This window comes from Aliidongia dinghuensis, from assembly GCF_014643535.1.
In the GTDB taxonomy this organism is placed as follows: Bacteria; Pseudomonadota; Alphaproteobacteria; order ATCC43930; family CGMCC-115725; genus Aliidongia; species Aliidongia dinghuensis.
The window spans coordinates 342,318-364,291 of record NZ_BMJQ01000001.1; the positions used below are offsets into that span (position 1 = coordinate 342,318).

The window sequence follows — 21,974 nt, forward strand, 5'->3', positions numbered from 1 at the left end:
CCGACTTTAGTTATCGGTCCCGGCGATCGTCAGGAGATAGGCGCAAGGAACGCGCGCGACAAACGATGCTTTATATGGCTTCGGATTATATTTTGTCATGGTATGATCGGCCATGACCGTGCATCTGCCCTCGCTCAACGGCCTGCGCGCGTTCGAGGCCGCGGCTCGTCACCTGAGCTTCACGCTGGCGGCGGCGGAGCTCAACGTGACCCAGGCCGCGATCAGCCATCAGATCAAGCGGCTCGAGGAGCAGCTGAACGTCCAGCTGTTCGTGCGCCAGAACCGGGCGCTGGTGCTGACCCGCGCCGCGCAGGACTATCTGCCGGCGGTGCGCGCGGCATTCGATGACTTGAAGCGCGCGACCGAGCGGCTGGTCAAGCCCGAACGGCAGCGCGTACTGACGGTCTCGACCATCTCGTCGCTCGCCGCCAAATGGCTGGTGCCGCGGCTCATCCCCTTCCACGAGGCGCATCCGGATATCGAGGTGCGCATCAGCACGACCATGCGTCCGGTCGATTTCCGGGCCGAGGGCATCGATCTCGGCATCCGCTACGGCACCGGCCGGTGGCCGGGCCTGCGCGCCGACTGGCTGATGCAGGACAGTTGGTTCCCTGTCTGCAGCCCGGCGCTGCTCCAGGGCACGAAACCGCTCAGAACGCCGGCCGACCTCGCGAACCACACCCTCATCCATGTCGAGCCCTACCGCGAGGCTTGGGCGCGCTGGCTAGAGGCGGCCGGCGGCCCCGTCGAGATCGCCGAGCGGCGCGGCCTCACATTCGACCTGGTCATGGTGGCGCTGCAAGCGGCGATCGACGGCGCGGGTGTCGCACTCAGCGGCACGTCCTTCGTCGAGCTCGATCTCGCCGCCGGGCGACTGGTGGCGCCGTTCGACTTCGCGCTCCCGCACAAGGAAGGCGGCTTCTACGTCGTGGCGCCGGAGGAGACGGCCGACCAACCGGCGGTCGCGACCTTCCGCCAATGGCTGATCAGCTCGGTCGGCCCGCGGCCGTCGCCGGTGCGATGACAGGACCGTTGCGATCAAATTTTTTAATTGTGGGATTTGACGGTTTCAATCATCAATTAGCCGAATTGGACGCATCTTCAAGTTGCGTAAATTGTCGATCTAAACGCATCATCGACAGCCCGTCGACACACGCGCCCTTAAAGGAGCCGCTCATGTCCGCCATCGGCAGCACGCCCGCCTATCCCGTCCACGGCCAGACCTCGGCCGGCAACACTCCGGCAGCCGCGCGACAGCCGGCAGCGGACCAGAGCTACCAGATCGACGAAACGACGTCCGCCTACACAGACGATCTCAGCGGCTCGGCTGCGGTCTCGCTCGATGCCGACTTGAGCGGCACCACGTCGACGACCGAGGCCGGCTGGCTCACGCTCGGCATTGCCAAGGCACTGCAGGCCGCGACTTCGGTCGATTCTGCGACGGGCCATCGCGAATTGATTGCCGGCGCCGGCGATCAATTGACCCAGGCGATCGACAATCTGCTGACCTCGGCCGGTTTCACCAGCGATGAGGCGGCGAATGCTACGGCCAACCTCTCTCAGGAACTGGCGCAGGGCGGCCAGATCTCGCTGGCGTTCACCGGCGCTCACAACACGAGCTACAGCAACACCGCCACGTTCAGCAACGGCGACCGGTCGAGTGTCTTCACCAACACGAATTTGGGCCAAGTGTCCCACGCGCTCACGATCGGGATCGATCTCGATAGCGGTGCGCTCAGCATTTCCCTGAAGACACACGGCAACGGCGTCGGCCAGTCGAGTGAGCTCTATGTGAACGGCGGATTCACGGTGGAGAATTACAACCAGGGCGCCATCGCTTGGGAGACGGGGCGCGGCGAAGGTACCTATACCACGAATGGTACCGCGGGCTCGGAGTTGACCGAGACGGAAACCGAGAGCTCGGCCTCCGTTGAGCAGGGCACGCGCCAGATCGTCGACAGCCTCAACGGAAATCAGAGCGTGCTCAACATCGGCTGGAGCCTGGTCAACGGCCAGTATAGCCAGAAACGCTCGACGATCGGGATCGACCAGTCCCTGTTCGCGACCGCGCCGGTGCAGCAGCTCGAGCAGGAGGCGCCGGCACCCACCCCGTCCGACCAGATCGTGTTGACCAACACGCCTGGCACGGCGCCATCGCCCAAGGCCGATGCTACCAGCGACGATGCGCTGAAGCGGCTGATCGACAATCTGACCGATCCCAAGATCTTCAAGGAAAACGAGGCCGCGAGCCTGGTGGCAAGGCTCGCGGCCATCGCCGACGGCGTGCGGGCGCAGACCAAGGCGACGGCCGAGGCGCTCGACAAGGAAATTGCTGCCCGCAAGGACGCGGCGAAGGAGACGCCGCTCACGGCTGCCCAGCAGCGCGATCTCGATGCGCTCGAAGCTCACGCCCAGGACGCGAGCGCAATTTATGAGGCACTCGGCAGCGGTCAGGGCGGCCGCCAGGCTCAGATCGAGATCGGTGTCAGCCAAACCCTCGCTGTCACCCAGACCGATGCGCAAGGGCACGGCGTCACGCTTTACAAGCGTCCGGACGGCAGCCTCGGGAAGTTTGCGACCGCGCCCACCCGCGTCACCGCCTGAATCCCGTTCCCAGGCGCGCTACAGCAAATCCCTGAGCATCGCGACGAGCGGCTTGTCGGCCGGAGGCATTTCGTAGTCGCCGAGCCGGGCCGGGCGGACCCAGGCGAACTCTTGGCCCTCGTGCGCCGTGACATTGCCGGTCCAGCGCCGGCAGACGTAGAGCGGCATCAGCAGGTGGAACTTCTCGTAGCCGTGGCTCGCGAAGGTGAAGGGCGCGAGGCAGCTTTCCTTGGTGTCGATGCCGAGCTCTTCCTTCAATTCGCGGATCAGCGCCGCCTCGGGCGTTTCGCCCGGCTCGACCTTGCCGCCGGGAAATTCCCACAGGCCCGCCATGGACTTGCCGGGCGGACGGCGGGCGATCAAGACCCGCCCGTCCGCATCGACCAGCGCCACTGCCGAGACCAGGACGATCGGCAGCGTGCTCACGAACGATAGCTGCCGTTGATATCGATGTAGCGGTGGGTCAGGTCGCAGGTCCAGACTGTGGCCTTGCCCTTGCCCAGGCCGATGTCGACCTCGATCACGATCTCGCGGCCGGCCATGTGCTTCGCCACCGGCGCTTCGTCATAGCCGGGCACCGGGCCGCCCTCCGACGCGATGACGGTGCCGCCGACCGAGATCTTGAGCCGGTCGCGGTCGACCTTCTCGCCGCACTTGCCGACGGCCATCACGATGCGGCCCCAGTTGGCGTCGCCCGCGGCGAGCGCGGTCTTGACCAGCGGCGAATTGCCGATGGCAAGCCCGATCCGGTGCGCCGCCTTCTTGCTGTCCGCCCCCGTGACGCGGATCTCGACGAATTTCTCCGCCCCCTCGCCGTCGCGCACGATCTGCTGGGCGAGGTCGATCAGCAGTGCCTCGAGCTTGCGCTTGAAATCCTTGAGGCGCGGATCGTTCGCCTTGGTGACCTTGTCGTGCTTCGCCTTGTGGGTCGCGGCCAGCAGCACCGTGTCGGAGGTGGACGTGTCGCCGTCGACCGTGGTCGCGTTGAACGACTTGTTGGTGCCGCTCGAGAGCAGCTCCTGCAGCACGTCGGCCGGCAGCTTCGCGTCGGTGAAGACATAGCCCAGCATCGTCGCCATGTCGGGCGCGATCATGCCCGAGCCCTTGACGAAGCCGTTGATCGTGACCGTGACGCCGTCGATTTCCGCCGTTGCGGTCGCCCCCTTGGGGAACGTGTCGGTCGTCATGATGGCCTTCGCGGCCTCGGCCCAGTGGTCTTCCTTGACCGCGGCGACGAGGTCGGGCAGCGCCGCCACGATCTTCTCGCCCGGCGGCACCTCGCCGATGACGCCGGTCGAGGAGATGTACACTTCCTCGGGCTTGCAGCCGGCGGCCTTGGCGGCGGCGGCGGCCGTGTCCTCGACGATCTTGCGGCCGGCCTTGCCGGTGAAGACGTTGGAATTGCCGGAATTGACCACGATGACGCGCGCCTTGCCGTGCGGCAGCACCTCGCGGCACCAGACGACGGGGGCGCCCGGCGTCTTGGAGCGCGTGAACACGCCGGCGATGGTCGAGCCCGGATCCAAGAGCGCCACCATCAGGTCCGTCCGGCCCTTGTAGCGGATGCCGGCACTGCCGGCAGCGAGGCGGACGCCCGCGATCGGCTTGAGCTCGGGGAATTGGGTGGGCGCCAGCGGCGAGACGGCATTCGGCATGGGTCGGGGATTCCTTCGCGCGGAGGGACGAGGCGGCAAAGAAACGGGGTGCGCCCGATCGGGTCGCACCCCGCGTATCTACCCGATCCGCCCGCCTGTTGAACAGAGCCAGCGGATCGGCGGCAGCTTATGGGCTTGCTTACTTCTTCGCCGGCGGCGTGGTAGGCGCCTTCAGCTGCGGCGAGAACGGCGTGCCGTCGAGGTTGAACTGCTCGACCTTGGCCTTGCCGCGCAGCTCGGCCACCTTGGCGTCGATCGCCTCGTGCTCGGCGTCGTTCGTCAGCTGCTCCTTCGAATCCTCGAAGGACGGCGGGGCCGCCGGGCGGCGATCCTCGACCTTGATGACGTGGAAGCCGAACTGGGTCTTGATCGGCGTCTTGGTGTACTGGCCCTTCTTCAGCCCGAAGGCGGCGTCGCCGAACTCCGGCGGCATGGCGGCCTTGGTGAACCAGCCGAGATCGCCGCCGTTCGAATCCTTCGACGGATTCTTCTCGTTGGCGAGCTTCGCGAAATCGGCGCCCTTGTCGAGCTGGGCGATGACCGCCTTCGCGTCGGCCTCGTTCTGCAGCAGGATCTGGCGGCCGTGAATCTCGTCCTGGGCCGGCGCGTCCTTGATGGTCTTCTGATAGCGCGCCTTCAGCGCGTCATCGCTCGTCGCCTTGGTCAGGACCCGGTCAATATAGACCTGCTCCATGACCCGGTCCTGGAGCTTCGCCATCCGATCCTTGACCTCCTGGTCGTCGGAGAGCTTGTCCGCCTTGGCCGCGTCGATCAGCAGCGTGTTGTTGACGACCTGGTCCAGGAGCTGCGGATAGATCGCCTCGAGCGGCACCTGCTGGTACTGCTGCGGCAGCTGCTTCTGGGCCGCGACGAGGTCGGACTTGTGCAGTTCGGTGCCGTTGATCTTGGCGACGACCGGATCGTCCGTAGGCGCCAGCTGCAGCTGGGGCGCGTCGGCCGCATGCGCGGCGAGCGGGGCCGCGACCGCGAGCGCGAGCACCAGCGACCGCAAGGGGCGGGACGACGACGAATGCAGGGACATAGCTGTTCCTTGGAGTGGGGCCGGAGCAACGACCGGCGGGCGGGGGGACCGCGCGGGCTCGAAAGACCGACTCATGGCGATGCCGGGCCATAAATCACAAGACGACGGCGGCCACAAGCGTCGCGCTGTAGCAATTTGTTTCACGAAACGGTGCGCGGCGACCGCGGCGCGTGCCGAGAATTCACGTGGGCCAAGGCTTTGCGCCCGCGTGCAAAGGAGTTGTATCCGCTCGCAAGGATTCGCGCGGCCAGTTGCCAAGGATTCCTGCGTCACTTGGCATCCCCGAACGAGGCCGCCGAGGGTGCTCGCGCGATTGACTTCGGCTGGCGATGTCCCTATGTCATGGCCTGCCCTGGGGCATAAGGTTCCGGGATCCCCATTTTTCGAGGTTTGGATGCTCGGTGCCCTCGCCCGGCGACTATTCGGTTCGGCCAACGACCGGTTCCTGAAAGGGCTCTCGAGCCAGGTCGCGGCGATCAACGCCCTCGAAGGCGAAGTGGCCGCGCTCGACGACACCGGCCTCAAGGCGCGCACCCAGGCGTTCAAGGACCGGCTCGCCGCCGGCGAGACGCTCGACGACATCCTGGTCGAGGCCTTCGCGACCGTGCGCGAGGCGGCAAAGCGCGTGCTGGGCCAGCGGCACTACGACGTCCAGCTCCTGGGCGGCATGGTGCTGCACAAGGGCATGATCGCCGAGATGAAGACCGGCGAAGGCAAGACGCTCGTCGCCACGCTCGCGGTCTATCTGAATGCGCTCACCGGCAACGGCGTGCATGTCGTCACGGTCAACGACTACCTGGCCCGCCGCGACGCCGAATGGATGGGCAACGTCTACCGGTACCTCGGGCTCACCGTCGGCTGCATCCTGCACGAGCTCGACGATCTGCAGCGGCGCGATGCCTACGCGTCCGACATCACCTACGGCACCAACAACGAGTTCGGCTTCGACTATCTCCGGGACAACATGAAGTTCCGGCTGGAGGAGATGGTCCAGCGCCCGTTCCATTACGCGATCGTCGACGAGGTCGACTCGATCCTGATCGACGAGGCGCGCACGCCGCTCATCATCTCCGGCCCGACCGAGGACAATTCCGAGCTCTACACCAAGGTCGACCGGCTGATCCCGAAGCTCACCGCGGAAGATTACGAGAAAGACGAGAAGCAGCGCACGGTCACGCTGACCGAGGGTGGCGTCGAGCATATCGAGCAGCTGCTGATTGAGAGCGGCCTCCTGACCGAGGGCACGCTCTACGACATCCACAATGTCTCGCTCGTCCACCACGTGAACCAGGCGCTCCGCGCCCACAAGATCTTCACGCGCGACGTCGACTATATCGTCAAGGACGACAAGGTCGTCATCATCGACGAGTTCACCGGCCGCATGATGGAGGGCCGGCGCTATTCCGAGGGCCTGCACCAGGCGCTCGAAGCCAAGGAACACGTCGAGATCCAGAACGAGAACCAGACGCTCGCCTCGATCACGTTCCAGAATTATTTCCGCCTCTATCCGAAGCTCGCCGGCATGACCGGCACGGCCATGACCGAGGCGGGCGAGTTCGCCGACATCTACAAGCTCGAAGTCATCGAGTGCCCGACCAACAAGCCGGTCCAGCGCAAGGACGCGGACGACGAGGTCTATCGCACCGAGCGCGAGAAGTTCGCGGCGATCAAGGTCAAGGTCGAGGAGTGCTTCCAGCGCAAGCAGCCGGTGCTGGTCGGCACCGTGTCGATCGAGAAGTCCGAGGCGCTGTCGACGTACCTCAAGCAAGCCGGCATCCCGCACAAGGTGCTGAACGCGCGCTACCACGAGATGGAAGCGTCGATCGTGGCCCAGGCCGGCCGGCCGGGTGCCGTCACGATCGCGACCAACATGGCGGGCCGCGGCACCGACATCCAGCTCGGCGGCAATCTCGACATGCGCGTGCGCCAGGAGCTGGCCGAGATTACGGACGAGGCAGCGCGGGCCGAACGGATCGAGGCGATCCGCTCCGAGATCAAGGTCGATGCCGAGATCGCGCGCGAGGCCGGCGGCCTCTACGTCATCGGCAGCGAGCGGCACGAGAGCCGGCGCATCGACAATCAGCTGCGCGGCCGTTCGGGCCGCCAGGGCGACCCCGGTGCCTCCGCCTTCTTCGTCTCGCTTGAAGACGACCTGATGCGCATCTTCGGTTCCGAGCGCATGGACGCCTGGCTGCAGCGCTTCGGCATCAAGGACGGCGAAGCGATCGTCCATCCCTGGATGAACAAGGCGCTCGAGAAGGCGCAGCAGAAGGTCGAAGCGCGCAACTTCGACATGCGCAAGCATATCCTCAAGTACGACGACGTCATGAACGACCAGCGCAAGGTCGTCTATGAGCAGCGCCGCGAGATCATGAATGCGCCCGACGTGCAGTCGACGATCGTCGACATGCGCAACGAGACGATCGAGGCGATGGTGACGGAGGCGATCCCGCACAACGCCTACGCCGAGCAGTGGAACGTCGCGGGCCTGCATACCGAGGTGCAGAACGTCCTCGGCCTCGACCTGGCCGTCGCCGACTGGGCCAAGGAAGAGGGCATCGCCGATGAGGCGATCCGCGAGCGCATCACCCAGGCCGTCGACGAGAAGATGGCGGCCAAGGACCAGGCCTACGGCGCCGACACGATGCGCATGGTCGAGAAGAGCCTGCTGCTGCAGTTGCTCGACCAGACCTGGAAAGAGCATCTCCTGGCGCTCGACCATCTGCGCCAGGGCATCAACCTCCGCGCCTATGCCCAGCGCGACCCGCTGAACGAGTACAAGCGCGAAGCGTTCGAGCTGTTCTCGGAAATGCTGGGCGGCTTGCGCGCGACGGTCACCCGCGTGCTGGCCCATGTCGAGCTCCGCTTCGCCGAGCCGCAGGCGGTGCCGCAGCCGCAGATGCCGCGTAACATCACCGCCATGCACCCGGCCTTCGACGCCGACGAGCTGGAGGAGGCCGGCCTGGCCCTCGCCGGCGGCGAGGAGCGCGGCGCCGGCAATGTCGCAACCCTGGCGCCGCCCCAGGCGCAGGCCATCTCGCGCAACGCGCCCTGCCCATGCGGCTCCGGCAAGAAGTACAAGCACTGCCACGGCCGGGTCTGACGGATCGGGCAGCGTTGATTTGACGAGGGCCGCGTCAGTGACGCGGCCCTCTCTGTTTAGGGGCTAACCTGCCAGCTTGAGGCTCGCTAGGCGATTCAGGCTGACCTTCGCCTCGGCCGCCTCCAGCACGAGCCGGCGGTGCAATTCGGGCGGCACGCGAACCAGAAACTTTCCTGAGAATTGCTGATCGGCGATCGGCGTGGGCACTGTTTCGCCGTTCGCCGTCATATCGGCGACGACATCCTGAACCAGACGCTTGATGCCCCGCAGTGCTTCCACGTCTTCCTCAGCGAGCCAGGATAGCGACGGGAACTCGGCGCAGGTCGCAACATATTCCCCGTCATTCGGCGACCAGGAAACCCGATAGGTGTAATGGTCAGTTGCCATCGCTCGTGCTCTCCATCTTGGCGATCGCCTGCACGACCTGCCGGACCTGATAGTCCTTGGCCTTGCCGCCTTTGCCCTCCTGAATGTTTACCCGGGGATCGCCCGGCCAAGGCGTCTTGTAGACGCAATGGCTCGTTCCTTCCTGGCGCGGCGGTCCGAAATAATGCTCACAGACCTTTTTCAGATCCGCGAACCGAACATTCGTCGGGCTGGCGCGCATTTGCGCGATGATGTCTGCGACTTTCGCCATCGATACCTAACATATGATATCTATAGTGGTATCGTCAATGCGATGGCGGATCGAAGAGGTGGCCTTCTCACTCCTCCGCCACGAACACCAGCATCTGGCGGGCGGTGCGCAGCGGGTGGCGGGCGCGGATCGGGGCTTCGAGGAAGCGGCGGGTAGCGGCCAATACCGTCGGTGCCGCGTCGGGCACGGCCTCCGCGAGCTCGAGGCTCGCGAACAGTGTCTTCGCCAGATGGGCCGACAGGATGAAGCGGCCTTGGCCGTGGCGGACAAGGGCCTGGATCGCGGACGCACGGAACGCCTGGCGATCGCCCACCCGCCACGCATCGGTCGCAAGCTCCGCATCGACATAGCCGCTATTGCGGCCGATGAAGCAGGCGAGCTGCAGCAGCAGGGCCGGCCAGAGCGCCCGGTCGGCGTGGACGGCATCGAGCCCGGCTGCAGCGAAGGTGAGCGCATGGGTGAAGTCGAGCCAGCCGATATTGTCCGACAGTTTTTGGTCCGGACTATCGAAGAACGGCGCGTCGGCATGGAGCAGCTGCCAGGCGGCAGCCTCGACCAGCACGGCGAAGATCGCTTCCGGCGCATGGGTGGCACCCCAGCCGGCGACGATCGCCATCGCCTGCTTGGCGCTGATCCGGCGAAGGATGACGGGATCGAGCGGGCGCGCGATGTCGGATGACGCCCACCAGGCGTCGAGCCGCGCGCGATAGTCGCGGAATTCCGGCAGCAGGTCCTCGCGCCGGGCGTAGACAAGCGAGCGCACGAGCGAGAGCAGGACCGGCTCGGTGACGTCGGAGCCGAGGCGCTCGATCAGGCGCAGTGCCTGGGCGACATAGATCAGCGAATGGCCGAAATCGGCGTAATGGGCAAGGCCGGCCGCGAACAGGGCGGCGGCGAAGTCGATTGGCGGCTCGGACGCCGCAAGCGCGCCGCGGAGGAGGCCGGCTGCCGCATTCTCGTCCTCCTGCTCGATCGCCGCGAGGAAGGCGGCCGCGTCCCAGGAGACGTGTTCGCTCGTGAAGCGGAAGCGGGCATCCGTGCCGCCGACGTCGTCGGCGACATGTCCCAGGATCTCGCCCAGCGCCATCAGGCGCGCGTCCGCGCTGAGGCCAGCGTCGTCGGCGAGGCGCAGCCAGTCGGGCGCGGCGGCGAAGGCATGGGTCGTGCCGTATTCCAGCCGCTCGTAGGCCCAGGCGAGTGCCACGCGCACCGCGTCGGCTGGGTCGGTGCCGAGCCGTCCGAGCCGTGCGGTCTCGCGCACCAGGCGTTGCTGGTCCCGGTCGTCGAGCGCGTGGGCGAGCCCGTCCAGGATCTTGGCGCGCTCCTCGGCTACCGGCGGACGGGTCACGTCGACCCAGACCCGGCCGGCCTCGAGGCGCACCGGGAAGCGGGGCAGCCGGTCGCCGCCGACCAGCGTCTCGCCGCTTTCGAGGTCGAACTTCCAATTGTGCCAGTTGCAGGTGAGCGTGCAGCCCTGCAGCGTGCCCTCGCTCAGCGGATAGCCCTCGTGCGGGCAGCGGTTGGCGGTCGCGAACAGGCCGTGCTCGGTCAGGCTCAGCAGGATCTGCCGGCCGTCGGCCCGCACCACCAGGCGTCCTGCGGCCGTTACCGCCGCCTCGTCCGCCACGTCGATCCACGCCATCGGTTCCTCCTATTGCCGGGCACGGGTTATCGGACTCGCGGCCGGATTTGATAGGCGCAGCGCCGTGCGCCGGCCGGGATATGCTCGATCCGCGCGATCTCCGCCTCGTCACCAAGGACGGCCGCGAAGATCGCAAGCTCGGAGCGACACAGGTTCTGGCAGCGGCTTGCCGCGATGCAGATCGGGCAGTGATTCTCGACGAGCAGGAACGTGCCGTCGTCGGTCGTCCGCATCTCGGCCATGTAGCCTTCGGCTGCACGCTGCTCGGCGAGCAGTGCCACTTTCTCGCCGAGGCTCGCGGCCGGGGCGAGGCGGGCGCGGTAGCTCTGCAGGATCGCCTGTTCGCGATGATCGATCAGACGGTCGAGGCCCGCCTCGCCGAACACGGCCGAGACGGCGCTGATCAGCTCGAGCGTCAGGCCGGCATGGTTCTCGGGGAAGCGGCGATGGCCCGCGTCGGTCAGGCGCCAGTAGCGCTTGGGCCGGCCGACCGCCTCCCGCCGGTCCTGGTACTCGACCAGCTCAGCGGCGGCGAGCCGCTCCACATGCTGGCGCACGGCAACGGCAGTGACGTTGAGGCGCTGGCCCAGGGCCGCGGCCGTCTGCGGGCCGGCCGCCTTGAGCGCGTGGAGCAGGCGATCGCTCGTGCGATCCGGCAGATCGGTTGTCATGCCGGGCACGATAGGTCAGGAAATTTAAAAAGACAATTCTTTCTAAATTGCCTGAGGATGCTTCAGCGCGGCTGGGCGATGTCGGCGCCGCCCAGGAACATGCGGTTCCAGGTCGGCGCGATCAGGATCTCGTTGATCGTGACGTGCGGCGGCATCTCGGCGACGAAGCGCACGGTGCGGCCGATGTCCTCGGGCTGCAGCATGCGGCCGATCTCCTCGTCCGACGGCGGCACCGGCCGGCCCTTCAGGATCGGCGTCGCAACCTCGCCCGGGCAGATCGCGGTCGCGCGGATGCCGTTCACGCATTCTTCCAGATGCAGCGACATGGTCATGGCGACGAGCGCATGCTTGCTCGCCGTATAGGCGGCACCGGTGAAATAGACATGATCCTTGCCGGCCCAGGACGCGACATTGACGACGAGCCCATCGCGCCGCTCGCGCATGCCGGGCAGTACCGCCTGGATCGCGTAGAGCGCGCCGTTCAGGTTGGTCTGGACCACCCTGTTCCAAGCCTCGCCCGTCAGGTTCTTGAAGAAGCGGTTGGGTGCGTTGATGCCGGCGGAATTGATCAGGATGTCGACCCGGCCGTGGCGCGCCTGGATCGCCGCACCGCCGGCTGCGACCTCCACCTCGCTCGCAACATCAAGCGGCTCCACGTCGGCCACGCCGCCCGTGGCGCGGATCTCGGCCGCGACCGCGTCGAGCGGCTCGCGCCGACGCCCCGACACCACGACCGTGGCGCCGGCGGCTGCCAGTTCATGGGCGGCCGACCGGCCGATGCCGGTGCCGCCGCCGGTGATCCAGGCGATCCTGCCGTCGAGTGCGCCCATGCTCCGTCCCTCGTCGTTATTTGAATTTGCAACCAGAATGGCGCCGGTGCGGCAGCGGGGCAAGCGGGCGCGGCGCAATGTCTCCTCTCCGCCCCCGGGTGTATGGACCGGGGGGCGGAGAGGGATGGGAGGAGGTGTCAGCCTAGATCGACTGGTCGTCGTCGCTGCCGAAATCGCCGCCCAGGTCGCTACCGGGGTCGCTGCCGTCGTCGAAGCTGGCATCCTGGTAGCCCGGGTCGGGCGAATAGTCGGCACTGCGCGGCTCGGCGCCCGAGCTCGGCGTGTCGTAGTAGTTGTTGTTGACGATCTCGGTGATGTTCTCGGTCGGGCCGTAGCCGCCGCCACCGCCCCAGGGACCGCCGCCCCACGGGCCGCCGCCCCAGCCGCCGTGATGCCCGGAGAACAGTGATTCCATGCCCTCGAACAGCATCATGCCGCCGGCGACGCCGAGGGCGGTTTGCGCCGCGCTCTGCAGGAAGCCCGAGGTCTGGCTCGGCTGCAGCACCGGGGCGGCATAGACCGGCTGGGTATAGGCCGGTTGCGGCTGGGCATAAGCCTGTGCCTGCGGGCGCACCCAGGGGCCGGACGGCGGCACGCTCTGGCTGCTGGTACCAAACAGGCCGCCCAGGAAGCTGCCGCCGCCGGTGGCGGGGGCCGCCTGCTTGGCCTCGGTCAGCTGGCGCTGCAGGTCGGCGATCTGCGCCTGGGCGGTGCGGAGCGCGAAATCCTGCATCAGCGTCGTCTGGGCTAGGATGTAGGGCGTATCGGGCCGGGCCTGCACCAGATCACGGATCAGCGCCGCGGCCTCCTCGTCCTTCTGCTGGACCGGGGTGTTGCGGACACGGTCGGCAAGGGCAGTAAGCAATTGCCGTTCTTCGGGCGTCATATCGAACCTCCATCGGCACCGCGCGGATCGCGGATCCCGCACGGTCGCGAACGGCCCTTATGTGGGAAGGTTCGTCCGACGCCGCAACCAGCGCCGCAACCGGCCCGATCAGCCTGCGACGATCTCGCCTGCGCGGTAGCCCTGGGCATAGAGTAGCGCCGTCAGGTCGCCGTGGATCACGCGCCACTTCGCCTGGGCGGCGACGATCGGCTTGGCGCGGAACGCGACGCCGAGGCCGGCCGCCGCGATCATGTCGAGATCGTTGGCGCCGTCGCCGGTCGCGAGTGTCGCGCTGAGCGGCAGGGAGGATTCGGCTGCAAGCCGCACCAGCGTCTCGAGCTTCGCTTCGCGCCCGAGCACCGGCGGCACGACCCGGCCGGTCAGCCGATCGTCCACGACCTCGAGTTCATTGCCGAAATCGAGATCGACGCCGAGCGTGCGGGCGACCCGCGCGGTGTAGCAGCGGAAGCCGCCCGAGACGATCGCGGTCCGCGCACCGTTCGCCTGCATGGTGGCGATGAGCGCACCGGCGCCGGGCGTGTAGCGGATCACCTCAGCCGTCTCGTCCAGCACCGCGGCGTCGAGCCCGGCCAAGAGCTTGACCCGCGCATCGAGCGCGCCGCGGAAATCGAGCTCGCCGTTCATGGCCCGGGCCGTGATCGCCGCGATCTCGGCGCGCTTGCCGACATGGTCGGCGAGCTCGTCCAGCATCTCGTTCTCGATTAGCGTCGATTCCATGTCGGCGATCAGCAGCCGCTTGCGCCGGTCGGCCGCCGGCTGCGCCATGACGTCGACCGGAGCATCACCCAGCAGGGCACGGGCGGCCGCGTCGGCTTGGTCGTCGTTGAGATCGGCAAAGGGCAGGTCGCAGACCCGGTGCTCATCGAGCCAGTCCGGCCGGCCGACATCGGCACCCAAGCGGGCGAGGGCGGCGGCGATGGCATCAACGGTCTCGGCGGCGAGGCCGCCGCGCGCGGCGGCGATCAAGGTCAGGACATGCTCGGTCATGGGGATTCCGGCCGCTGCAAGAGGTGCGCCCTTATCGCGGGCGCAGGGGCTTCTGTCCAGCCTCGTTCCCGCGGCCGAACCCTGCTATCCCTCGGAATATGACCCTTGGAACCACGACCGGAAAGCTCATCATCGTCGCCGGCCCGACCGCGAGCGGCAAGTCCGCCCTGGCGTTGGAACTCGTGCGCCGGTTCGACGGCACGATCATCAATGCCGACAGCATGCAGGTCTACCGCGACCTGCGCGTGCTGACCGCCCGGCCCGACGATGCGGCACTCGCGGCGGCGCCCCATCGGCTGGACGGCATCCTTGACGGCGCCGAGCTCTGCTCCGCCGCGCGCTGGGCCGAAATGGCCCGTGCCGAGATTGCGGTGGCGCATGCGGCCGGGCGCCTGCCGATCGTGGTTGGCGGCACCGGGCTTTACCTGAGGACCCTCCTCACCGGCATCGCGCCGGTGCCGGAGATCCCGGAAGACATCCGCGAGGCGGCCCGCGCGCGCCATCGCGCGATCGGCGGCGAGGCGTTCCGGGCCGAGCTCGCAGCGCTCGATCCGGACGCGGCGCAGCGCCTGCCAGCGGGCGACAGCCAGCGCCTGGTACGCGCCTACGAGGTGGTGCGTGCCACCGGCCGCACGCTCGGCGACTGGCAACGAGAGGCGGCGGCCAGCGTGCCGCGCTACCGGAGCCGGCAATTCGTGCTGCTGCCGCCCAGGGAGGCGCTCTATGCCGCCTGCGACGGCCGGTTCCGCGCCATGATAGCGGCCGGCGCGCTCGACGAGGTGGCACGGCTCGTCGCACGCCATCTTCCGCCCGAACTGCCGATCATGAAGGCGGTCGGCGTGCCGGAACTGGCCCGCCATCTCGCGGGCGCACTCGATTTGGAGGCGACGATTGCCGCGGCGCAACAAGCGACACGGAACTATGCGAAACGGCAATTTACCTGGTTTCGCCGTCAGTTAGCGGATGCCGAGATTTTAGACACGCAACTTTCGCATAGTTTGGTTGCGTCGGTTTGTCAGAAAATTTGCGATTGGACTTGACCCGCGCAATCTACGCTCGCTAGGGTCCGCTTCCCTGAAGGACCCTGCGAGGAGAGGAGCCGCATCATGACCGCCGGAACGACGTCCACGACACCCGAAGCACGCGCGCTGAACGGCGCGGAAATCGTGCTTAAGGCGCTCGTAGACCAGGGCGTCGAGGTGGTATTTGGCTATCCGGGCGGCGCCGTCCTTCCGCTCTATGACGCGCTCTTTCAGCAGAACTCGATCCGCCACATCCTGGTCCGCCACGAGCAGGCGGCGGTCCATGCGGCCGAGGGCTACGCGCGCTCGACCGGCAAGGTCGGCGTCGTCCTGGTCACGAGCGGGCCGGGCGCGACCAATGCCGTCACCGGCCTGACCGACGCGCTCTTGGACTCGGTGCCGGTCGTCTGCCTCACGGGCCAGGTGCCGACCCATCTCATCGGCAACGATGCGTTCCAGGAGGCCGACACGACCGGCATCACCCGGCCGTGCACGAAGCACAATTACCTGGTCAAGGACATCCGCAAGCTCGCCCGCACGGTGCACGAGGCGTTCTTCGTCGCGCGCAGCGGCCGGCCCGGTCCGGTCGTGATCGACCTGCCCAAGGACATCCTGGTCGGCACGGGCGCGTACAGCTCGCCGGCCGCGGTCGAGCACAAGACCTATCGCCCGCGGCTCGAGCCCGCGGCCGACGGCATCGCGGCGGCGGCCGAGTTGCTGATGAATGCCAAGCGGCCGATCCTCTACGGCGGCGGCGGCATCATCAATTCCGGGCCCGAGGCGAGCAAGCTCTTGGCCGAGCTGGTCGAGATGACCGGCTTTCCCTGCACGTTGACGCTCATGGGCCTGGGTGCGCTGCCGGCGTCCGACCCGCGGTTCCTCGGCATGCTCGGCATGCACGGTACCTACGAGGCGAACCATGCCATGCACGACTGCGACGTCATGCTGGCGGTCGGCGCGCGCTTCGACGACCGGGTGACGGGGCGCCTCAACGCCTTCTCGCCCGGGTCGAAGAAGATCCAGATCGACATCGACCCGTCGTCGATCAACAAGAACGTCCGGGTCGACATCGGCATCGTCGGCGACGTGACGGCGAGCCTCAAGGCGCTGATCGCGGCCTTGAAATCCCGGGGCTTCCGCAAGGATCAGAAGGCGCTCGCCCCCTGGTGGACCGAGATCGAGCGGCGCCGGGCCCGGAACTGCCTCGCCTATCATCGTACGGACAAGATCATCAAGCCGCAGTACGCGATCGAGCGGCTCTATGCGCTGACCCGCGGCCGCGACACCTACGTTACGACCGAGGTCGGCCAGCACCAGATGTGGGCGGCGCAGTTCTTCAAGTTCGAAGAGCCGAACCGCTGGATGACCTCGGGCGGGCTCGGCACCATGGGCTACGGCCTGCCGGCGGCGATGGGCGTGCAGATCGCCCATCCGGACGCGCTCGTCGTCGACATCGCCGGCGAGGCGTCGATCCTGATGAACATCCAGGAAATGTCGACGCTGGCACAGTACCGGCTGCCGGTGAAGGTGTTCATCCTCAACAACCAGTATATGGGCATGGTCCGCCAGTGGCAGGAGCTGATCCACGGCGGGCGCTATTCGGAGAGCTATTCCGAGGCGCTGCCCGATTTCGTGAAGCTGGCCGACGCGTTCGGCGCCACCGGCCTGCGCGTGACCGCGGTCTCGGAGCTGGACGATGCGATCCGCCGCATGATCGAGACGCCGGGCCCGGTCATCGTCGATGTCGCGGTCGATCCCAAGGAGAATTGCTTCCCGATGATCCCGTCGGGGGCGGCGCACAACGAGATGCTGCTCGGGCCTGAGGACAAGCCCGGCTCCACGTCCGGGGCAGAGGAGGGGATGGTGCTCGTATAGAGCCGCCGTTCCGTCCGCATACGTCCCCGCACGAGGAAGCAGCAGATCATGGCCATCATCGAAACCGCCACCCAACGCCATACCATCGCCGTCGTCGTCGACAACGAACCGGGCGTGCTCGCCCGCGTCATCGGCCTCTTTTCCGGCCGCGGCTACAATATCGAGAGCCTGACCGTGGCCGAGGTCGAGCGCAGCGCCGGCCTGTCGCGCATTACGCTGGTCACGTCCGGCACGCCCATGGTGATTGAGCAGATCAAGGCGCAATTGTCGCGCCTGGTGCCGGTCCATATGGTGAAGGACCTGACCGAGGAAGGCCCGCATGTCGAGCGCGAGCTGGCGCTCATCAAGGTTGCGGGCACGGGCGAGCGACGCATCGAGGCGCTCAGGCTCGCCGAGATTTTCCGGGCGCGCGTCGTCGATTCGACGATCGAATCCTTCATCTTCGAGGTCACGGGAGCGAGCGAGAAGCTCGACGCGTTCGTCGACCTCATGATGCCCTTGGGCCTGGTCGAGCTTGCCCGCACCGGCATCGCCGCCATGTCGCGCGGTACGGCGCCCTTGTGATGGCACCGCTTCTCATGTCATTCCCGCGTAGGCGGGAATCCAGCAAGAGCCGCGTCCGCGGCGACAAGACTCTTGTCCGCGCTCCCGCGCGTAACGCTGGATCCCCGCCTTCGCGGGGATGACGATCTGATATTAACGACCCCGCGCCCGTCCGAACCGGCGCCCCAACGAGAGTATCCAGCATGCGCGTCTACTACGATCACGATGCCGACGTGAACCTGATCAAGGGCAAGAAGATCGCCGTGATCGGCTACGGCAGCCAGGGCCATGCCCACGCGAACAACCTGAAGGACAGCGGCGTCAAGGAGGTCGTGATCGGCCTCCGTCCCGGCTCGGCCACGGCCAAGAAGGCCGAGGCTGCCGGCTTCACGGTCCTGTCCGCGGGCGAGGCCGCCAAGGTCGCCGATGTGGTCATGGTGCTGACGCCGGACGAGCTGCAGGCCGACATCTGGGAAAACGAGCTGAAGCCGAACCTGCGCGAGGGTGCCGCGATCGCGTTCGCCCATGGCCTGGCCGTGCATTTCAAGCTGATCGAGCCGCGCCCGGATCTCGACGTGTTCATGATCGCGCCCAAGGGTCCGGGCCACACGGTGCGCTCGGAATATCAGCGCGGCGGCGGTGTGCCCTGCCTGGTCGCGGTGGCGCAGAACCCGTCGGGCAACGCGCTCGAGATCGCGCTCTCCTATGCGTCCGCGATCGGCGGCGGCCGGGCCGGCGTGATCGAGACCACGTTCAAGGAAGAGTGCGAGACCGACCTGTTCGGCGAGCAGGCCGTGCTGTGCGGCGGCCTGACGGCGCTCATCCAGGCCGGCTACGAGACGCTGGTCGACGCCGGCTATGCGCCGGAAATGGCCTATTTCGAGTGCCTGCATGAGGTGAAGCTGATCGTCGACCTCATCTATGAGGGCGGCATGGCGAACATGCGCTACTCGATCTCGAACACGGCCGAGTACGGCGACTATACCCGCGGTCCCCGCATCGTCACGGCCGAGACCAAGGCCGAGATGAAGCGCGTGCTCGACGACATCCAGTCCGGCCGCTTCGCCCGCGACTGGGTACTCGAGAACAAGGCCGGCCAGGCGAGCTTCAAGGCCATGCGCCGCCGCGCCGCCGAGCACCCGATCGAGCAGGTCGGCGAGAAGCTGCGCGCCATGATGCCGTGGATCGCCAAGAACCGGCTGGTGGACAAGACGAAGAACTGAGGCAATCGGTACAGCGGCGGCGCCCTCACCCGCCTCGCGATGCTCGGCACCCTCTCCCGCTTGTGCGGGAGAGGGTTTTCTTTTCTCCCTCGCCCCGCATGGCGGGGAGAGGGTCGGGGTGAGGGGTGCCCCTCAGCTATTCGTTTTCGTAAACCGCTCGAACAGCGCCTGTCCCTTGGGCACGCCCAGGCCGGTGCAGGGGTTCCAGCCGGGGCCGGCGACATAGCCGAGTTCGGTGCCCTTGGGCTTGTTGTCGCCCTCGGTGATCGGGCGCAGCAGGCCGGGCTCGGCATAGAGCGTCGGCAGGAAGAATCCCAACGGCGCGGGCGCCCGTTCGTTGATGAGGGCCGCGAGACCGGCCCAGAGCGGAGCCACGGCGCTGGTGCCGCCGATCGTCTTTGTGACGCCGTTCAGCACGATCACATAGCCGCTCGGCTGGGCCGCGTCGCCCGCGACGTCGGGCACGCCACGTCCGGGCTGGCGGGTCTGCATCTGGACCGGCGGGTTGGCCGCCTGCTGGAAGTCCGGCACCGGATAGAGCGTGCTGATGCCGCCGCCGGTCCCCTCGCCGTTGCCCGTGTCGCTCCACACCGTCTCGGCCGTGATGCGGGCGCCGTCGGTCGTGATCGCCGTGCCGCCGCAGCCGATCGCCCAGGGGCTCGACGCCGGGTATTGCACGTGGAGCGCGCCGTCGGTCTTGCCGTTGGTCGCGAGATTGTCGCCGGCCGCGACGAACACCGAGACGCGGAGCTTGGCCGCATCTTCCAGCGCTGAATCCATAGCTTGGCGCGCCGCCGCCGACCAGGCAGTCTCGTTGACGCCCCAGCTGATCGACAGCGCCCCCGGCGCGTGCGCCGGGTCGTGGATCGCCGCGCTCACCGCATCGACGAAGCCCGCGAAGCTGGCGGGCGCGAAATAGACCGCGAGCCTGGCGCCGGGCGCCACGCCGCCCGCCACCTGCAGGTCGAGCGCCACCTCCTCGTCGGCCGCCGTCGAATGGCCGGGTGCATTCGTAGCACCGTCGATCGGTACCGCGACAATCTCGGGCAGGGGCAGGTCCATGGCCGCGAAGGCGGCCGCATTGTCGGCGTCGAGATAGCCGCCGCCCAGCTCGATGATGGCGATGCATTGCCCGGCCCCGGTGACGCCGGTCGGGAAATCGTAGAACGCACCGATCCGGTTCGGCCGATAGCCGGCACCGGCGGCGACGTCGTCCATGCGGAGCGCCTTGGCGAAGGCGGCCGGACGGTCGTCGAGGCCCAGCACCGCCTCGACGATCGGCAGCAGGTCGGCCGGCAGGCGCAGCATGCCGCTGCGGCCGCGGAACTGCCGCTCGCCCTGGCGGTAGAGGCTGAGCTTGGTGCCGAACGCGGCCTCGCAGGCGGCGACGGTGCCCGCGAGCTTGACGAGGCGCCGCGCCGGCTCGACCGATGCCACGGTGAGGCTGTGGTCGGCGGCGAACTGCCGGACCCGGGCGATATCATCTCGGTGGCGCGCGTGCCGGCGGGCGGCGAGGGCGGCGCGTGGGTCCTGGGCCCCTGCGACGCTTTCGGCCTCACCGGGTTGCGGCTTCAGGTAGAGGCTGAGTTCGAGCCGCTCGTCGGCCGGCGCGTCGCCGGTCCGTGTCGCATCCTCGGGCGGGGGCAGGAGACTGTCGGGAAAATCCGCAAGATGCCGCTCGGCCATCATCATCGTGCCCGTTGTCGTCGGAGGAGACTCCGGATTGTAGCCTATTCGCCGGGGCGGCGGGGGGATCGCAATCTCAGGCATAGGCCGCGCACCGACAGTCCTGCCCGGCGCACGGCAGCCCCGCCGCAACCGCGGGATTTGCCGCAAATCCGCCTCATGAATCCATTTGCGACTCCAAACGTGACTCGCTAGACCTACTGCCGGTGTCGGGCGCGTGTCGCGCGCGGCTTGCCTTAGAGCCCGTGCCGGACGGCGATCGTCCGGCGGATTTGCGTCCCGATGTCCATGATCATTCGTTCCGCGTTCACCCGTCTCGCCCCGTCGACCGCCCGCCCGCCGGGCGCGCCGGGTCCAGGGCCGGCCGGCGGCGTCCGCGGACTGCAGCCCTAGACCCGCCCCGCATCCGACCCGGGCCTGTCCGGCGGGCGCCGGGCGTTTCGGAAATTTCGTTCCTTCGCACCATCGAGCAAAGACACATGTTTGGATCACTACTGGGCTGGATGTCCGCCGATATGGCGATCGATCTCGGCACGGCGAATACCCTGGTCTATGTGAAGGGCCGGGGCATCGTGCTGAACGAGCCGTCCGTCGTCGCCATCCTGAGCGTCAAGGGCAAGAAGCAGGTCCTCGCCGTCGGCGATGAAGCGAAGCTGATGCTCGGACGGACGCCCGGCAACATCCAGGCGATCCGCCCTTTGCGCGACGGCGTCATCGCCGATTTCGAAGTCGCGGAAGAGATGATCAAGCATTTCATCCGCAAGGTGCACAACCGGCGCAGCTTCGCTTCGCCCGAGATCATCGTCTGCGTGCCCTCGGGCTCGACCGCGGTTGAACGCCGCGCCATCCAGGAATCGGCGGAGAGCGCCGGTGCGCGCAAGGTGTACCTGATCGAGGAGCCGATGGCGGCCGCGATCGGCGCCGGCCTGCCGGTGACCGAGCCGTCGGGCTCGATGGTCGTCGACATCGGCGGCGGCACGACCGAGGTGGCGGTGCTGTCCTTGGCCGGCATCGTCTATTCGCGCTCGGTGCGCGTCGGCGGCGACAAGCTCGACGAGGCCATTATCGCCTACATGCGCCGCAACCATAACCTCCTGGTCGGCGAAGGCTCGGCCGAGCGGATCAAGAAGGAGATCGGCTCCGCCTGCATGCCCGAGGACGGCGAGGGCCGGGTCATGGAGATCCGCGGCCGCGACCTGATGAACGGCGTGCCCAAGGAACTGGTGATCAGCGAGCGGCAGATCGCGGAAAGCCTGGCCGAGCCGGTCGGCGCGATCGTCGAGGCGGTCAAGGTGGCGCTCGAGCACACGGCGCCGGAACTGGCGGCCGACATCGTCGACAAGGGCATCGTCTTGACCGGCGGCGGCGCGCTCCTGGCCAATCTCGACTACATCCTGCGCCATGCGACCGGCCTGCCGGTCTCGATCGCCGACGATCCCTTGACCTGCGTCGCCATGGGGACGGGCCGCGCGCTCGAAGACAAGGCGCTCCGGAACGTCCTCATCAGCATGTATTGATCGGGTCACCGTCCGGCGTCGGGTTTGCCA

At 67.5% G+C, this 21,974-nt stretch carries 19 protein-coding genes; 8 read left to right on the forward strand and 11 right to left on the reverse strand.

Going from position 1 to position 21,974, the window contains the following annotated elements:
- The first annotated feature begins 112 nt into the window (after positions 1-112).
- Both IEY58_RS01685 and IEY58_RS01690 read left to right on the forward strand, forming a co-directional pair.
- Positions 113-1,024 carry a transcriptional regulator GcvA gene (locus IEY58_RS01685; RefSeq protein WP_189041762.1) on the forward strand — a complete coding sequence of 304 codons (912 nt, stop codon included), beginning with the start codon at positions 113-115 and terminating at the stop codon, positions 1,022-1,024.
- A complete protein-coding gene (locus IEY58_RS01690; protein ID WP_189041763.1) occupies positions 979-2,604 on the forward strand; it encodes a hypothetical protein in 1,626 nt (541 codons plus the stop codon). Before IEY58_RS01685 ends, IEY58_RS01690 begins: the two co-directional genes overlap by 46 nt.
- 18 nt (positions 2,605-2,622) lie before the next feature.
- Here the strand turns inward: IEY58_RS01690 and mutT are convergent, their stop codons facing one another.
- The 3 genes from mutT to IEY58_RS01705 all read right to left on the reverse strand — a co-directional run bounded on the left by mutT (position 2,623) and on the right by IEY58_RS01705 (position 5,301).
- On the reverse strand, positions 2,623-3,030 hold the full coding sequence (gene mutT / locus IEY58_RS01695; protein WP_189041765.1) for an 8-oxo-dGTP diphosphatase MutT: 408 nt from the start codon (positions 3,028-3,030) through the stop codon (positions 2,623-2,625).
- Positions 3,027-4,259: a bifunctional glutamate N-acetyltransferase/amino-acid acetyltransferase ArgJ gene (argJ, locus tag IEY58_RS01700; RefSeq protein WP_189041767.1), complete on the reverse strand. Its 1,233-nt coding sequence runs from the start codon at positions 4,257-4,259 to the stop codon at positions 3,027-3,029. The genes mutT and argJ overlap by 4 nt, the downstream gene beginning before the upstream one ends.
- A gap of 139 nt (positions 4,260-4,398) precedes the next feature.
- Positions 4,399-5,301, reverse strand: coding sequence for a peptidylprolyl isomerase (locus tag IEY58_RS01705; protein WP_189041769.1), 903 nt, complete (start codon positions 5,299-5,301; stop codon positions 4,399-4,401).
- A gap of 394 nt (positions 5,302-5,695) precedes the next feature.
- On the opposite strand from IEY58_RS01705, the gene secA reads away from it, so the two are divergent.
- Positions 5,696-8,404, forward strand: coding sequence for a preprotein translocase subunit SecA (gene secA / locus IEY58_RS01710; protein ID WP_189041778.1), 2,709 nt, complete (start codon positions 5,696-5,698; stop codon positions 8,402-8,404).
- Between the two features lie 63 nt (positions 8,405-8,467).
- Here secA and IEY58_RS01715 read toward each other — a convergent pair whose 3' ends face one another.
- The 7 genes from IEY58_RS01715 to serB form a co-directional block, all read right to left on the reverse strand.
- Positions 8,468-8,791 (reverse strand): type II toxin-antitoxin system HicB family antitoxin, encoded by a 324-nt coding sequence (locus IEY58_RS01715; protein WP_189041780.1) that lies wholly within the window; start codon positions 8,789-8,791, stop codon positions 8,468-8,470.
- Positions 8,781-9,041, reverse strand: a complete 261-nt coding sequence (locus tag IEY58_RS01720) for a toxin HicA (RefSeq protein WP_189041782.1) — start codon at positions 9,039-9,041, stop codon at positions 8,781-8,783. Before IEY58_RS01720 ends, IEY58_RS01715 begins: the two co-directional genes overlap by 11 nt.
- A 67-nt stretch (positions 9,042-9,108) precedes the next feature.
- Positions 9,109-10,683: a Rieske (2Fe-2S) protein gene (locus tag IEY58_RS01725; RefSeq protein ID WP_189041791.1), complete on the reverse strand. Its 1,575-nt coding sequence runs from the start codon at positions 10,681-10,683 to the stop codon at positions 9,109-9,111.
- Positions 10,684-10,709: 26 nt separating this feature from the next.
- Positions 10,710-11,354, reverse strand: coding sequence for a helix-turn-helix transcriptional regulator (locus tag IEY58_RS01730; RefSeq protein ID WP_229743421.1), 645 nt, complete (start codon positions 11,352-11,354; stop codon positions 10,710-10,712).
- A 62-nt stretch (positions 11,355-11,416) separates the two neighbouring features.
- Complete coding sequence (locus IEY58_RS01735; RefSeq protein WP_189041793.1) at positions 11,417-12,184, reverse strand: SDR family oxidoreductase; 768 nt, start codon at positions 12,182-12,184, stop codon at positions 11,417-11,419.
- Between the two features lie 142 nt (positions 12,185-12,326).
- Complete coding sequence (locus IEY58_RS01740) at positions 12,327-13,070, reverse strand: DUF2076 domain-containing protein (RefSeq protein ID WP_189041795.1); 744 nt, start codon at positions 13,068-13,070, stop codon at positions 12,327-12,329.
- A 108-nt stretch (positions 13,071-13,178) separates the two neighbouring features.
- Positions 13,179-14,078: a phosphoserine phosphatase SerB gene (serB, locus tag IEY58_RS01745; protein WP_189041797.1), complete on the reverse strand. Its 900-nt coding sequence runs from the start codon at positions 14,076-14,078 to the stop codon at positions 13,179-13,181.
- A 98-nt stretch (positions 14,079-14,176) separates the two neighbouring features.
- Here serB and miaA point away from each other — a divergent pair, with 98 nt between their 5' ends.
- The 4 genes from miaA to ilvC all read left to right on the forward strand — a co-directional run bounded on the left by miaA (position 14,177) and on the right by ilvC (position 18,741).
- Positions 14,177-15,118, forward strand: coding sequence for a tRNA (adenosine(37)-N6)-dimethylallyltransferase MiaA (miaA, locus tag IEY58_RS01750; RefSeq protein ID WP_189041799.1), 942 nt, complete (start codon positions 14,177-14,179; stop codon positions 15,116-15,118).
- A 66-nt stretch (positions 15,119-15,184) separates the two neighbouring features.
- Complete coding sequence (locus IEY58_RS01755; protein ID WP_189041801.1) at positions 15,185-16,975, forward strand: acetolactate synthase 3 large subunit; 1,791 nt, start codon at positions 15,185-15,187, stop codon at positions 16,973-16,975.
- Positions 16,976-17,023: 48 nt separating this feature from the next.
- Positions 17,024-17,539, forward strand: a complete 516-nt coding sequence (gene ilvN / locus IEY58_RS01760; protein WP_189041806.1) for an acetolactate synthase small subunit — start codon at positions 17,024-17,026, stop codon at positions 17,537-17,539.
- A 182-nt stretch (positions 17,540-17,721) separates the two neighbouring features.
- Positions 17,722-18,741 (forward strand): ketol-acid reductoisomerase, encoded by a 1,020-nt coding sequence (gene ilvC / locus IEY58_RS01765; protein WP_189041808.1) that lies wholly within the window; start codon positions 17,722-17,724, stop codon positions 18,739-18,741.
- 132 nt (positions 18,742-18,873) lie between these two features.
- On the opposite strand, the gene IEY58_RS01770 is transcribed toward ilvC, so the two are convergent.
- Positions 18,874-20,433, reverse strand: a complete 1,560-nt coding sequence (locus tag IEY58_RS01770) for a S53 family peptidase (RefSeq protein ID WP_189041810.1) — start codon at positions 20,431-20,433, stop codon at positions 18,874-18,876.
- A gap of 473 nt (positions 20,434-20,906) precedes the next feature.
- On the opposite strand from IEY58_RS01770, the gene IEY58_RS01775 reads away from it, so the two are divergent.
- The gene (locus tag IEY58_RS01775) at positions 20,907-21,944 is read left to right on the forward strand and encodes a rod shape-determining protein (protein ID WP_189041812.1); all 1,038 of its coding nucleotides are present in this window, start codon (positions 20,907-20,909) and stop codon (positions 21,942-21,944) included.
- Positions 21,945-21,974: the final 30 nt, after the last annotated feature.

Coding starts and splice junctions, on each gene's coding strand:
- IEY58_RS01685 (WP_189041762.1), top strand. CDS start 113: ATGACCGTGCATCTGCCCTCGCTCAACGGCCTGCGCGCGTTCGAGGCC.
- IEY58_RS01690 (WP_189041763.1), top strand. CDS start 979: ATGGCTGATCAGCTCGGTCGGCCCGCGGCCGTCGCCGGTGCGATGACA.
- argJ (WP_189041767.1), bottom strand. CDS start 4,259: ATGCCGAATGCCGTCTCGCCGCTGGCGCCCACCCAATTCCCCGAGCTC.
- IEY58_RS01705 (WP_189041769.1), bottom strand. CDS start 5,301: ATGTCCCTGCATTCGTCGTCGTCCCGCCCCTTGCGGTCGCTGGTGCTC.
- secA (WP_189041778.1), top strand. CDS start 5,696: ATGCTCGGTGCCCTCGCCCGGCGACTATTCGGTTCGGCCAACGACCGG.
- IEY58_RS01715 (WP_189041780.1), bottom strand. CDS start 8,791: ATGGCAACTGACCATTACACCTATCGGGTTTCCTGGTCGCCGAATGAC.
- IEY58_RS01720 (WP_189041782.1), bottom strand. CDS start 9,041: ATGGCGAAAGTCGCAGACATCATCGCGCAAATGCGCGCCAGCCCGACG.
- IEY58_RS01725 (WP_189041791.1), bottom strand. CDS start 10,683: ATGGCGTGGATCGACGTGGCGGACGAGGCGGCGGTAACGGCCGCAGGA.
- IEY58_RS01730 (WP_229743421.1), bottom strand. CDS start 11,354: ATGACAACCGATCTGCCGGATCGCACGAGCGATCGCCTGCTCCACGCG.
- IEY58_RS01735 (WP_189041793.1), bottom strand. CDS start 12,184: ATGGGCGCACTCGACGGCAGGATCGCCTGGATCACCGGCGGCGGCACC.
- IEY58_RS01740 (WP_189041795.1), bottom strand. CDS start 13,070: ATGACGCCCGAAGAACGGCAATTGCTTACTGCCCTTGCCGACCGTGTC.
- serB (WP_189041797.1), bottom strand. CDS start 14,078: ATGACCGAGCATGTCCTGACCTTGATCGCCGCCGCGCGCGGCGGCCTC.
- miaA (WP_189041799.1), top strand. CDS start 14,177: ATGACCCTTGGAACCACGACCGGAAAGCTCATCATCGTCGCCGGCCCG.
- IEY58_RS01755 (WP_189041801.1), top strand. CDS start 15,185: ATGACCGCCGGAACGACGTCCACGACACCCGAAGCACGCGCGCTGAAC.
- ilvN (WP_189041806.1), top strand. CDS start 17,024: ATGGCCATCATCGAAACCGCCACCCAACGCCATACCATCGCCGTCGTC.
- ilvC (WP_189041808.1), top strand. CDS start 17,722: ATGCGCGTCTACTACGATCACGATGCCGACGTGAACCTGATCAAGGGC.
- IEY58_RS01770 (WP_189041810.1), bottom strand. CDS start 20,433: ATGATGATGGCCGAGCGGCATCTTGCGGATTTTCCCGACAGTCTCCTG.
- IEY58_RS01775 (WP_189041812.1), top strand. CDS start 20,907: ATGTTTGGATCACTACTGGGCTGGATGTCCGCCGATATGGCGATCGAT.